The sequence below is a fragment of the Longimicrobiaceae bacterium genome, from assembly GCA_036375715.1.
Classification (GTDB): domain Bacteria; phylum Gemmatimonadota; class Gemmatimonadetes; order Longimicrobiales; family Longimicrobiaceae; genus DASVBS01.
The window spans coordinates 76,007-89,030 of the sequence record DASVBS010000079.1 but is presented as its reverse complement, the minus strand read 5'-3'; the positions used below and the strand labels follow the sequence as shown (position 1 = coordinate 89,030).

Genomic DNA, 13,024 nt, shown 5'->3' with positions numbered 1-13,024 from the left:
TCCTTCAGTTTCCCCCGTACGACGGAGCTTGAATCCGTGCCATCACTGCGTCCCCTTGCGTTCGGCGAGTTGCTCGACGGAGCGTTCACGCTCTACCGGCGCGACTTCACCACCCTCTTCACGACCTCGCTGCTGGCGGCCATTCCCCTGGCGCTGGCCGGTCGGATGATGGAGGCAGCGGTGATCTCGGAAGATTCAGCCGCGGCCGACCCTTCCGCGGCGGGGAGTATGATGGCGGCGGTCGTTTTGAGCGCGCTGCTCTGGAGCCTGGTATGGGGTGCGCTGACGCGGCAGACCGCACGGCAGCTTCGCGACGAAGAAACTTCGGTCCGCGACGGCTACGCGCGGTCGCTGCGCGTCCTCCCCAGAATGGCCGGGGCAGGCCTGGTCATCATGCTCGCCGGCCTCGTCCTGCTGATAGCGGTGGCGCTCGTCCTCGCTCTGGCGGCGCTCCTGCTCGCGAGCATGAACATGGGCGACACCGCTGCGGGGTTCGTCCTTGCGATCCTGTCACTGGTGGCGTTCCTGGTCGCGGTGGTGGTCCTGGCCAGCTTCTTCGCGGTTATTCCCGCCATGGTGGTGGAGGACCTGGGGGTGTGGGCTTCGCTGCGGCGCTCCGATCGGCTCGCCCGCGGGGCGCGGCTTCGAATCCTCGGGCTGGTGATCGTGAGCAGCATCATCGCGATCCTTCCGCTGGTTGGAATCTCCTTCCTGGTCGGGATCGGGGGCGCGATGTGGGACGTCGAGTCGGCCGCCGCTTTGAGCCCCGGCCAGGTGGTCCTCCAGCAGCTGGTCACCGTCGTCTGCACCGCGTTGACCACGCCGTTCATGGTCGGATGCTTCACCCTGCTCTACTTCGACCGCCGGGTCCGGACGGAAGGCTACGACATCGATCTGGTCGCAGAAGCGCTCGATCAGCCGTCGGAGCCGGCCCTCAGTTGAGCGACGGGGTGTGGCTGTGCGCTACCTGTCCTTGTGTTACCCGCTCGTCCGCTGCTCGGTCGTGGCTCGATGCGGTGACCGGATGGCCAGGTGCCTGACGGCAGCGGAGCTCGGGCGGCGGCCAGCAGTAACGAACGCGGTTCCGCGGCCTGACCGGTGACCGGATGATGGCAGTGTGGTGGCAGACCCCGCAGGAAGTTCAAGGGGCGCTGGAACGGGTCTTCTCCCGTCCAGAGTTCACCGAACGGTCCGCCTCGCCGCTCCGGGAGCTGATCGGCCGCGCACTGCGCTCGCTGGTCGACCTGCTGCGGGACCTCCTCCCCTCCTTCCAACTCCGCGAGGGCGAGGGTCTGGCGCTCTTCGTGCTCGTCGCTGTCGGCTTCGGAGCGCTGGCGGGGCATCTGCTGCTGCGGGTGATTTCGCACGCGGGGGCACGGAAGGATGGTCGCGGGCCGCAAGAAGCGCGATCCCAACTGGCTGCCCCTCCGGCGAGCGCGGCGGAGTGGGAGGCGCTCGCGTCTTCCCTGGCCGCGGCGGGGCGATGGCGGGACGCTGCCTTCGCGCTGTATCACGGCCTGCTGAGCAGACTGGCCGCACGCGGAACAGTCCATCTAGATCCTTCGAAGACGCCCGGAGACTACCGCCGGGAGAGCCGACGCGACCCGCAGGCGGGCCGACTACTCGATCGGTTCCTGCGGGGGTTCGAACCGGTGGCCTTCGGAGCCCGCCCGGCCGACGAGAGCGACTTCGGAAAGCTGCGCGACCTTGCCAGCTCGGCGCCCGAGCATGCAGTCGACCATGGGTGAGCGTTCGAGCTGGCGAGGCGTGGCGCTGTTGCTCGGGGCGGCGCTGGTGCTGGCGCTCCTCACCTCGGACCGGGATGGCCGCAGCAATCTCGATCCCCGTCCCACCAGCTTTCGCGCCACTCCTCGCGGGACCCTCGCTCTCTTCCTGATGCTGCAGGAGCTCGGGATCCCCGCAGAGCGCAGGCTGAGTCCCCTGGTCGAGGGGGATCCGCTGCCGGAAGCGATGGTCATCCTGCGGCCGACCGACGAGCTCACGCCGCTCGAGGCCCGCGCTCTCCTCGCGTGGGTCGAGGACGGCGGCCGCTTGATCTACGCCCCGTCGCCAGGGGACCCGCTGCTCGCGGCCCTGGGGCTTTCGCTCGGCAGAGCTTCCCCGGATACTCTGCCGCTGTCGACACTGCGCACCGCTTCCGTGACGGTCGCGGCACCTCAGACGGCAGGGATCGACAGCGTTCGCGGCTTCCGCTTCGCTTTCCCGGACAGCGCAAAAGCGTTCCGGGAGGGCGCGCAGGCGCTGCTCCGCATCGACGCCGAACGGGTGGCCGTAGTGCGGATGACGCGGAGGGATGGGGAAATTTTCGCCTGGAGCGATACGGAGCCACTCTCCAATCGGGCGCTGCGGGAGAGCGGTGCTGCCCTGCTCTTCGCCCGCTTGGCCCGCGAGCTCACGGCAGGAGGGCAGGAGCTGCAGTTCGACGAGTATCACCACGGCTTCCGCGGTGGCGGAAGCCCTGCCGGCGCGCTGATATCCTTCCTCGCCCGCCAACCTGCGGGCTGGATGACCGTGCAGCTCCTGCTCGTCGGCGGGCTGCTGCTGCTCCTGCTCGGCGCACGCTTCGGCTCGGCGGAGGCGCCGGCACCCCCGCGTCGCCGCTCGCCGCTGGAGCATCTCCACGCCCTCGCGCGGGCCTACGAAGCCGGCGGAGCTCGTGGCCGGGCGAGGCACCTGCTGCTGGCCGGGGCGGCGCGCCGACTCGGCGCCGCGCACCCCGGACCCCTTGACGTCGAGCGCGTGCTACGGAGTCTCCCTTCGGAGGCGCCGAGCGAATTGTCGAGCGGACTCGTGAGCTCCCGGAAGGGCACCCACTCGGCGCAGAAGGAAGAGAACTTGACCACCCTGGCGGCTCGGCTGGACGAGCTGATTGCGGAGAAGAGGCGAACGTGACGACGATGATGGAGGAGGCGACGGAGCGCGCGCGGGCGGTGGAGGCCCAACTCAGCCGCGTGGTGCTCGGGCAGGAGGAGGTACTTCACCAGCTGCTGGTCGCCCTGCTGGCGGGCGGGCACGTCCTGCTCGAAGGGGTTCCCGGGGTGGCCAAGACGCTGGCCATCCGTGCCCTGGCCCGCACCCTCGACGTGCGCTTCGGACGGGTACAGTTCACGCCCGACCTGATGCCGATCGACCTGACGGGCACGAGCATCCTGGACGAGCTGCGGCGCGAGTTCGTTTTCCATCCGGGACCGATCTTCACCGACCTCCTGCTCGCCGACGAGATCAACCGCGCCCCCGCCAAGACGCAGTCGGCGCTGCTGGAGGCGATGCAGGAGCGCCAGGTCACCACCGACGGGGTAACGCGGCCGCTGCCCCCGTCCTTCACCGTCTTCGCCTCCCAGAACCCGGTCGAATACGAAGGGACGTACCCGCTTCCCGAGGCGCAGCTCGATCGCTTTCTGCTGAAGGTGGTGGTGCCGTATCCCGACGCCGAGGCGGAGCGGGCCATCCTGGACCTGTACGCCGACGGCTTCAGCTCGGATCGGACGGAGAGCTTCGGGATCGAGCCGGTTGCCTCGGCGGAGGATCTCCTCCGGCTGCGAGCGGCAGTGGCGGCCGTGCACGTGGAGCCATCGATTCGTGACTACATCACCGCGATCGTGAGGTCGACGCGGGAAGACGCCGCACTCGCGCTGGGCGCGAGCCCCCGCGCGGGCGTGTCCCTCTTCCTTGCGGCGCGAGCCGAGGCGCTCCTGGCGGGCCGCGACTTCGTCACCCCGGACGACGTGAAGTCGCTCGCGCTTCCTGTCCTGCGCCATCGCATCCTGCTCTCTCCCGAGGCCGAGCTCGAGGGAGAGCGCCCCGACAGCCGCATACTCACCGCCCTGGAACGCGTCGAAGCGCCGGGCTGAAAGGTGACGTTCCTCCCCGCCCGCAGGCTGCTCCTGCTGCTCACAGCCGTTGCTCCGCTCTTCCTGGTGTCAGGGACGGCGGGCCTTCTCGCGGATCTGCTCCTGCTCGCCGCAGCTGCGGTGGACGCGCGGCGGGCAGGCCGCACGCACATCGGCGTGAGTCGCACCGCCCCCGCACGTCTGGCGCACGGAGAGGAAGGCAAGGTGACGATCACCGTCGAGAACATAGATCATCGCCCGGTCCGCGTTCGCGTCACAGACGACCTCACGCCGCAGCTCAGGCGAGCACGGGACGAGGGCGGAGCCGAACCCACTCTCACCCATCGAGACGCGGACAGCGCCTGGATCCCTCCCGGCGCCGAGGCACGCTTCGCCTACCGGGTGAGGGCGGTGGAGCGCGGCCGAGGAAATCTGGGAGACGTGTATCTGCGGCTGCTGGGCCCCCTCGGACTGGTCTGGTACCAGCGGTGCGAGTCGATTCCCGCCGAGGTGCGAGTGCAGCCCGGGCTGCGCGATCTTCGGCGCTATCGCCTGCTGGCTCACAGGCACCGGCTGAGCGAGATGGGACTGCGGGCAATGCGCCAGCCGGGAGAGGGGAGCTCGTTCGAGAGCCTCCGGGAGTACGTCCGCGGCGACGATCCCCGGCGGCTCGACTGGAAAGCCTCCGGAAAGCACGGCACGCTGATCGTTCGCCAGACGGAGACCGAGCGGAGCCAGAACGTCCTACTGACGATCGACGCGGGACGGCTGATGACGGAGGAGCTCTCCGAGGCTGGCGGCAATGGTGTGCGAAGGGAACGAATCGACAGTGCGCTGGCGGCGGCGCTGCTTCTCGCCGAGGTCGCGGCGCAACACGGAGATCGCGTCGGCCTGTTCGTCTTCTCCGACCAGGTCCACCATTTCTTTCCTCCCGCTCGCGCTCCCCTCAGCCGCCTGGTCGACACTCTCTCGGAGATCGAGGCTCGGCTCGTGGAGCCGGATTACCCGGGTGCCTTCGCCTTCCTCGGGCGGAGGTTGCGGCGGCGCTCCCTGATCGTCCTCTTCACCGACGTCATCGACGCGCGAGCCTCGTCCGCGCTTCTCGCCAATGTCTCCGCGGCCACCCGGCGGCACCTCCCGCTGGCCGTCGCAATCCGCAATCCCGCCCTGGAGCGCGTCGCCACCGCCCCGGTCGAGGACGAATCGGGCGCCTACCGACGGGCAGCCGCCGAGGAGCTCCTCCTGCTGCGCAACGTCGCGCTGGCCACCATGCGCCGCGCGGGCGTGCTCGTGGCCGACACGACACCCGAACGGGCAGTACCCACCGTGGTGAACCGCTACCTCGAGGTGAAGCGGCGCGGGAGGGTATAGGAGCGGCCCGCCATGCTGCCTGCCAGGTACCCGACCAGCCCGAGCGCGAATAGGGCCGCAAGCCCTAGCTTTGCCACCCGGGGAAGGGAGGAGGGGGAGATGAAGCCCTCGATGAGACCGGCCACCACCAGCAACAGGGTAGTACCGGCAACGAGTGAGACGGCTTCGCGTCCCCGGATCTCGAGTGCCTCGCGGCGGGTCAGGCGACCAGGGAGAAGCAGCGCGGAGCCCAGCCACAATCCGGCCCCACCGGCGATCACGATCGCCGTGAGCTCGATGACCCCGTGGGGAAGGACGAAGGTCCACAGATAGAGGCTGAGTCCGTGGTTGGCGAAGAGGCCAGCCACAGCGCCCAGAAAGAGGCCGTTGAGCACCAGAATGGCCGCCGTTCCGAGGCCGCCGATCATCCCTCCCGCGAAGGCGAAGAAGGTGACCTGCACATTGTTGGAGATCAGGCCGCTGGCCATCACCGGCATGACCACGTCCCGGACCTCGACGTATCCGCGCCCCTGCGCCTCCCGATCGATCCCCTCCTCCGCGCGACGGACCATCTCGGCCGGAAGCGCGGTTCGCGCCCAGCCGGGGTCGAGCCGTGCGACTCCGAACCCCAGCGCGGCCGGGACCACGAAGAGCGTGGCGGAGACAGCGATGGGGATCCACCTCCGACGGACCAGTGCCGGAAAGCCCCTGGAGACCCACACGCGCAAGTCCGACAGCCTGCGGCGGGGCGGCTGGTAGAGCTGGTTGTGCGCCGATCCCACCAGCCGCTCCAGCGACATCAGGAGCTGCGGAGAGGCTCCGTACGTCCGCGCTCTCGCCAGATCGGCCGTCGCCTCGCGGTACAGAGCCGCAAAGTCGGCCAGCTCGGCTTCGGACAACGACGCGAGGCGCGAGGCACCCGCGCGCTCCACCAACCGCTGCAGCTCCTGCCAGCGCTCTCGCTGCTGGCGCACCAGCTCCGTAGAGCGCGACCAGGCACCCGCACCCGAGGCTCCACTGCGACGCGCCAGCTCGGCGGCGTGGAGGTTCAGGAGGTACTCGTCAGCGGTGAGCTCCTCGGCGCGCCATTCGGCCTTCCGGGTCAGCCGCCCCGCGAGCTTTTCCGCCAGTCGCTGCCGCCCGCCCTCTGCCAGCCCCTCGCGCCGCCCGACGTAGGTGTCGAGGGCGGTGAATTCCCGCTCGTCCAGCAGCGGGGCACCCTGGTGCGCCGCCTCAGCGGCTACGATCTCCGGGATCACCAGCTCCTTCGGCTCACGCACCACGATCGTTCCCGCTGCCAGGTCGCCGAGCCGCTTGGTGTGGGGGCTGAGGAGCATCGTCACTCCGCCGATCAGCCAGGTGAAGATCGGCTGACTATCGATGGCGCGGAGCAGATTGCGGATCGCCGCCCCCTGCAGGGTCAGAGGGAAGCCTCCGTCGTGCACCACCCGGATGCCCATCCACCTCTTGCCCGGGGTACGCCCCTGCCAGGCCGCCTCGAAGACCACGAAGTATCCCCAGCTGAGGGCGAAGGACAGGAGGATCACCGCTCCCATCCCCCAACCCGTCACCCAGGAGCCGGCCACGCTCCCGATCCGGCTGAGGATCGCGGGCACCCCGACCAGCAGAAACAGCAGCACCGCGACAAGGATTCCGCCGTCGATCAACAGCGCCGTGAAGCGCGAGCCGAGGTCAGCCAGTCGGTAGTCGACGGCGACGTGCTCCGGTGTCTCGATCCGGACTTCTCGTTCGAGAGAAGTATGCTGCTGGAACGTGCCGATAGACTGCTGGATCATCGCGGAGACAGGCGGCGGGTGCATACCTTCAACATCCGGCTCGACGCAATATATTCTCGCTCCTCATGTCCGCCGCCGCGAGCGCGGACCCCGCTCGACAGACTACAGTCAAGGTATGCACCTTCGTTCCATCTTTGTCGCCACGATCTCGGGCTTTGCCCTGGCGGGGTGTAGCCAGGTCGATGTACCTCAGGCCCCGCCGACACCCGGATGCGACCCCTGCGTCGAATGGAATCGGCCACACGAGCCGGTCCGGATCTTCGGCAACAGCTACTGGGTGGGAACGGAGGGACTGGGGGCTATCCTCATTACTTCCGACGAAGGACACGTACTCATCGACGGCGGGCTCGCCGAATCCGCCAGACCGATTGCGGAAAACATTCACGCCCTGGGATTCGATCTGCGCGACGTACGTCTGATCCTGAACTCGCACGTCCACTATGATCACGCGGGCGGCATCGCCGCCTTGCAGGAGGCGTCCGGCGCCGAGGTAGCCGCCAGCCCCTGGAGCGCGACCGTGCTGCAGACCGGCTACTCCAGTGCGGATGATCCCCAGCACGGCGCGCTCTTCCCGATCGATCCGGTACCGGAGGTGCGCACGGTCGAGGACGGCGAGGTGCTGCGCGTCGGTCCCATTGCAGTAACTGCGCACTTCACTCCGGGGCACACGCCGGGGGGCACCACCTGGGCCTGGCGCGCTTGCGAACAGGACCGGTGCGTGGACCTGGTCTACGGCGACAGTCAGACTCCCGTCTCGGCCGACGGGTTCTACTTCAGCCGCAACGACACCTACCCGCACGCAATTCAGGACTTCGAGCGCTCCTTTGCGGTGCTCGACAGCCTCAGCTGCGATATTCTGATCACCCCGCATCCGGGAGCGTCCAATTTCTGGCAGCGCCTCGAGCGGGGACGTGACGCGACCGACGGCCTGATCGACCGTAACGGATGCAAGCGGTACGCAGAAAACGCCCGTCAGGCGCTCGCACGCCGCATCGCGCAGGAGCAAGTCGAACTAACCACGCCGTGACCTTCCCGGATCCGGAGATGCCGATGAGGAAAACGTGGCTTTGCCTGCTGGTCGCCGCTCTGGTCGGGACCAGCCTGCCGACAGTCGCAACTGCGCAGGCGGCCGATGCCCCCGCCACCATTCACGGCTTCGACCCGGCTCGTCTGGAGCGCATCGAATCCACCCTCCAGCGCTACGTGGACGAGGGGGTGATCGCGGGTGCAGTCGCGCTGGTGATGCGCGATGGCGAAGTCGTCTACGAAGAGGCGGTGGGCTGGTCGGACCGGGAGGCCCGGCGGCCCATGCGCACCGACGACATCTTCCGCATCGCCTCGCAGACGAAGGCCATCACCAGCACGGCGGTGATGATGCTGGTGGAGGAGGGGAAGATCGCGCTGGATGACCCGGTCAGCCGGTGGCTTCCCTCCTTCGACAGCACCACGGTGGCGGTCCGCACCGACAGCGGTGTGAGGATCGAGCCCGCGCGACGGAAGATCACCATCCGGGATCTACTGACGCACACGGCGGGCATCTCCTACGGAGGCGAACCGCACGTCGCCGAGGCGTACCAGCGTCATGACCTGGGGTACGGCGAAGCCTACGGCTGGTACACCGCCGACGACGAGGAGCCGATCTGCCAGAAAATGGACCGCCTGGGAACGCTCCCGTTCGTCCGGCAACCGGGCGAGGCCTTCGTCTACGGTTACAACACTGACATCCTCGGGTGCGTAGTGGAGCGGGCGAGCGGCCTGCCGCTGGACCAGTTCATCCGTGAGCGGATCACGGAGCCGCTGGGGATGACCGACACGCACTTCTACCTGCCCCGCGAGAAGCGCGACCGACTGGCGACGGTCTATACTCCGGGCGAGGATGGCAAGGTGCTGCGTGCGCCCGACAATGCCCGCGGGCAGGGCCACTACGTGGACGGGCCGCGCGTCAGCTTCGCTGGCGGAGCGGGCCTGCTCTCCACCGCTCGCGACTATGCGCGCTTTCTCGAGGCCATGCGCCGCGGCGGCGAGCTGGATGGCGTGCGCATCCTGGCGCCCCAGACAGTGGCGCTCATGACCACGAACCAGATCGGTGACCTGCGGGGGGAGGGGATCGGCTTCGGTCTCGGCTTCGAGACCATCGACCGGATGGGCGCGAGCGGCTTCAGCTCCGTGGGCAGCTTCGGCTGGAGCGGCGCCTACGGCACAGCCTACGAAGTCGACCCGCAGTACGGCCTGGTGCGAGTGCTGATGCTCCAAGTGGTACCGTTCTCCAACAACGCCGTCCGCGACGCCTTCGAAACCGCCGTGTACCAGGCACTCGTGGAGCCGTAGGGAGCTCCCGCACAACGGGGGGCGGGGACGGGCGACCTGCGCCCACCCACCCCCTCGGATCCCACCTGAAAGGTAAGCGGGCTCCCTGCCTACCAGGCTCCCTACCTGCCGCTACGATCCCCGCTCGAAGAGGTAGACGTCGTCGACCGCGACCAGCGGCGCATTTCCCTCGAACCTTCCCGAGAACCGCAACGTCACCTCGCCCGAGCCGGGCGGCACCTCGAACTCGACCAAGACGCGGTGCCATCCCTCGCCCGCAACGCTCTGCTGCACCGGGGCGCCGCCGGCCGGCGAGACGACGACTTCTCCCTCGGCATCCCGCGTGGTAACCCACGCCCACAGCGTATAGGACCCCGGCTCCAGGCCGCGCACGGTCTGCTCGGCGACGCTCTCCGGCTGACGGAGGAGCAGCCGGTACAATCCGCTGTGCGCGCAGCAGAAGTTGACCATCGCGCCACCCGTCAGGCGCCATGGATTCGCCGCCGCATTGCCCTCCTCCGGCCAGCGCTCCGCCTCGAAGCTGCCGTTCAGCACGCGGTTGCGAGGAACCACGATCCGTTTCAGCGACGCGTCGTCGAAGGCCGCACGCACCCCTTCGGTGTAAAGGCCGGCCCGTGCTTCCCCGACCGGGAAGCGTACCGCCACGATCTCCCGGCCATCCAGCGTGAAGGTGAACGCCTCCCCCTGCTTGGTGACCGAGATCGTGTGGAAGACATTGAACAGGAACCCACGCGGAGTCTCCACGCTGAGGGAATGGACCACCTGCCCGTTCACTACGTGGCGAACGTGGAATCGTCCGAACGGCCAGATCTCGTGGTCGAACCCGGCGAGGACGAGGTCGCCCGAGGCGGTCGCCGCGGCCACGATGCCGGCGGTTGACCGTGACGATTCCTCGTCCCGCCAGCGCACGCTCGCCGAGAACTCATAGTTCTCCGCCGGCTCTCCCTTGAGCGCAACGTAGCGGTCGGCGCCTCCCGCCCCCTGGTGCAGGGCACCCTCGTCCACCATCCAGCTGCCGCCAGAGATCTCCCAGGTGTCGTCCGGCTGGTCGAAGGCGTCACGGAACCACGAGGTGAGCGCAATGCCGTCGAAGTAGGCGCGTCCCCCTCGCGCCAGCAGCCCGACCCGGCCAGCGGCGTCGAGGGCTTCCAGCTCGAGCGAGGCGACTCGCACCCCGTCCAGCTCCACCTGCAACCGATGAGCGTTCTTGGTGACCAGTAGCTGATGATAGACGTCGAAACGGAACCCCTCCTCCACTGGAACCGAGGTGCCCTCAACGGCCTCACCCCCCACGCGGCCCGCGAGTCTGAGCGCACGCCGTTCGGCGTCTAGCAGGACCTCCACCACGTCGTCGCCGTTGCGGAAGGCAACGACGCCCGCCTCACCCCCGCGGGCGGGTAGGCGCACGTTGGCCTCCAGCAGGTAATGCTGCAGCGGCTCCGTAGCAATCAACGCGGTGCCGGACCCACTCGCCTCGGCTGACTCGATCCGCCAGGACCCATTCGCCACCTCCCACCCTGATCCCAGGCCGCCTTCGCGATCGAAGAGATCGCGGAACAGCGGGAGGTCCGGCGTGGGAAGGCCACCTGTCGAGGGGGGCTGCATGTAGAGCCGTTCGTGGTTCCAGTACAGCCGATCCACGAAGGTCTGCCGGTCTCCCGGGCCGGTGAAGGGGACCACACGCGCGTGGTAAGCGGTGATGTCGTCAACGTTGTTAGGCGCCTTGACCACGCTGTTGTGGCCGGGAGCCTCGACCAGCGGGGTGCTCCGCAGGATGGGAGGCATCACCTTCGTCCAGCCGGGTCCGTCGAGACCGCCCTCCATCACCCGGTCCGAGACGGCATACGCCAGGGCGTAGGTGGGAAGGTCCCAGGAACCGCCGCTGTAGATCAGGTAGTAGGTGCCGTCCTTCTTCAGCACCGTGGGGCCTTCGTTGGTGTAGCGCAGGCTGCCGTTCTGCGGATCGGCGTCCTTGTCCTCCCACCATTCGCTGCCCCGCGTCACGTGCGATGGGCGCCCACCGACCCGCATCGGATCCGGCATGGAGTCCACCACCAGTCCCGCCCCGGGGAGCCGCGGATCGTAGAGGTAGCTGTAGAACAGATAGTCCTTGCCGCTGTCAGGATCGCGGAAGACGTGCCCGTCGATCCCCCAACCCGGGGTCAGCGGCTCGCCGCTGTCCACGAAGGGCCCGGCCGGACTCTCGCTGGTCGCCACGCCGATGCGCCGGGCCATCTCACCCACACGCCAGTCGGGCGAGGCCTTCGACGCCGTGTAGTACATGTAGAAGGTGCCGTTGCGGTAGATCACCTCCGGCGCCCACACATCGGTCTGGTTCCAGGCGTACGGTTCCTCCGAGCCCCAGAGGACCGGGCCGATCTCCGTCCAGTGCACAAGGTCGGTGGAGTGATACGCCCGGATCGGGTTTCCGGTGGCGTACAGGTAGTACTCCCCGTTCCACTTCAGAATCGACGGGTCGGCATGCGGCAGGACGGGGTTGGTGTAGACCACCGCGGGCGCCCCGCTGTCGCCCATCGTCGTCTGCGCCAACAGCGCCGAGTGCGGTGCAGCGAGCGACAGCAGCAACGCGACCGCTCCCGTCCCGCAGCTTCGTAACACACTCCCGGCCCTGGCATCCGCACGGCAGAATCCGTGAGCCTTCACGGCGCACCCTCCCCCGACGGGACCGCAATCTCCACCCCGCTGGGGATGGGGTGGCCGAAGTCAGGGGTTCCGTCCGCATGCCAGCCGAATCGTTGCGCGCGGGTCATCCGGCCGGCGAAGCCCTGCAGCGCTGCGTCGCGCCAGTCCTTGCCGTGGTACACGATCCAATCCTCCTTGCCGTCGGGAGAGGTGGTGAAGCTGCAGTGACCGGTGGTGTAAACCGCGCCCTCCGGTCCGATGTAAGGCTGGAAAACGGGGCTGTCGTGCTTTCGCCAGGCGCCGGGGTCGAGCGGATCGCTCCCGGTGAGGGTCAGCAGACCCAGGACGTAATGCGGGGTCGCGCTGTGTCCGGCAGAGTACACCAGAAAGACCCGGCCTTCGCGCACGAGCGCCTGCGGAGCTTCGATCCAGCCCCGCTCCCAGGGGAGCGTGGGGCTGGCGATGCGCGCGCGCCGGGAGCCGTCCACCCGGGTCGGGCTGGTCATCGGCGCGATCTCCAGGTGGCCGGTCGTGTAGACCCAGTAGAGCGATCCGTCGGGCATCTGGAGAACGGAGCCGTCGATTGCGTAGGAGTCGAGCTCGGGATCCACCCGTCCGCGGTCGACGTACTTCCCCAACGGATCATCCGTGACCGCCTCCAGGACGTAGTGGCGATGGTTCCGGTCCTCGCCGTCGCTGGCGGTATAGTAGAGGTACCACTTCCCCTGCAGGTAATGGAGCTCCGGCGCCCACACCTGCTTGCTCTGCGGTCCCGAGGCCGGGGCGCGCCACACCTGCACCGGCTCCGCGTCATCCAGTCCCGTCAGCGTGCGCGAGCGGCGGATGGAGATCTCGTCCCCGCCCGTCGAGGTGAAATAGTACCAGCCGTCGTGCCGGATCACCCAGGGGTCGGCGGCCGGCGTGCTGATCAATGGATTGGTGAATGTCTGTGCGCCCAGCGGCGAGGCAGTTCCCTGAGCGAGAAGCACAGCGAGCAGTAGCGTCCACCTCACGGTCTGCCACCTCCTCTCTCGAGCCGGTCAGCGGGGACGGAAA

10 protein-coding genes are annotated in these 13,024 nt (G+C 68.5%); 7 read left to right on the top strand and 3 right to left on the bottom strand.

Features of this window, described 5'->3' with window-relative positions; genetic code table 11:
* The first annotated feature begins 36 nt into the window (after positions 1-36).
* The 5 genes from VF167_16840 (at position 37) to VF167_16820 (ending at position 5,222) form a co-directional block, all read left to right on the top strand.
* Positions 37-942, top strand: coding sequence for a hypothetical protein (locus VF167_16840; GenBank protein ID HEX6927093.1), 906 nt, complete (start codon positions 37-39; stop codon positions 940-942).
* A gap of 164 nt (positions 943-1,106) precedes the next feature.
* The gene (locus tag VF167_16835; GenBank protein ID HEX6927092.1) at positions 1,107-1,748 is read left to right on the top strand and encodes a DUF4129 domain-containing protein; all 642 of its coding nucleotides are present in this window, start codon (positions 1,107-1,109) and stop codon (positions 1,746-1,748) included.
* Positions 1,741-2,913 (top strand): DUF4350 domain-containing protein, encoded by a 1,173-nt coding sequence (locus VF167_16830; protein ID HEX6927091.1) that lies wholly within the window; start codon positions 1,741-1,743, stop codon positions 2,911-2,913. The genes VF167_16835 and VF167_16830 overlap by 8 nt, the downstream gene beginning before the upstream one ends.
* A gap of 5 nt (positions 2,914-2,918) precedes the next feature.
* Positions 2,919-3,872 carry a MoxR family ATPase gene (locus VF167_16825; GenBank protein HEX6927090.1) on the top strand — a complete coding sequence of 318 codons (954 nt, stop codon included), beginning with the start codon at positions 2,919-2,921 and terminating at the stop codon, positions 3,870-3,872.
* Between the two features lie 3 nt (positions 3,873-3,875).
* A complete protein-coding gene (locus VF167_16820) occupies positions 3,876-5,222 on the top strand; it encodes a DUF58 domain-containing protein (GenBank protein ID HEX6927089.1) in 1,347 nt (448 codons plus the stop codon).
* Here the strand turns inward: VF167_16820 and VF167_16815 are convergent.
* Positions 5,189-6,997, bottom strand: coding sequence for a stage II sporulation protein M (locus VF167_16815; protein ID HEX6927088.1), 1,809 nt, complete (start codon positions 6,995-6,997; stop codon positions 5,189-5,191). The two genes, VF167_16820 and VF167_16815, sit on opposite strands and share 34 nt — an antisense overlap.
* Positions 6,998-7,112: 115 nt before the next feature.
* Between VF167_16815 and bla the strand changes: the two genes are divergently transcribed.
* Positions 7,113-8,024, top strand: a complete 912-nt coding sequence (gene bla, locus VF167_16810) for a subclass B3 metallo-beta-lactamase (GenBank protein HEX6927087.1) — start codon at positions 7,113-7,115, stop codon at positions 8,022-8,024.
* A 23-nt stretch (positions 8,025-8,047) separates the two neighbouring features.
* The gene (locus VF167_16805) at positions 8,048-9,325 is read left to right on the top strand and encodes a serine hydrolase domain-containing protein (GenBank protein HEX6927086.1); all 1,278 of its coding nucleotides are present in this window, start codon (positions 8,048-8,050) and stop codon (positions 9,323-9,325) included.
* Positions 9,326-9,436: 111 nt separating this feature from the next.
* On the opposite strand, the gene VF167_16800 is transcribed toward VF167_16805, so the two are convergent.
* Positions 9,437-11,911 (bottom strand): glycoside hydrolase family 43 protein, encoded by a 2,475-nt coding sequence (locus VF167_16800; protein ID HEX6927085.1) that lies wholly within the window; start codon positions 11,909-11,911, stop codon positions 9,437-9,439.
* A gap of 74 nt (positions 11,912-11,985) precedes the next feature.
* Positions 11,986-12,981, bottom strand: a complete 996-nt coding sequence (locus tag VF167_16795; GenBank protein HEX6927084.1) for a glycoside hydrolase family 43 protein — start codon at positions 12,979-12,981, stop codon at positions 11,986-11,988.
* Positions 12,982-13,024 lie beyond the last annotated feature (43 nt).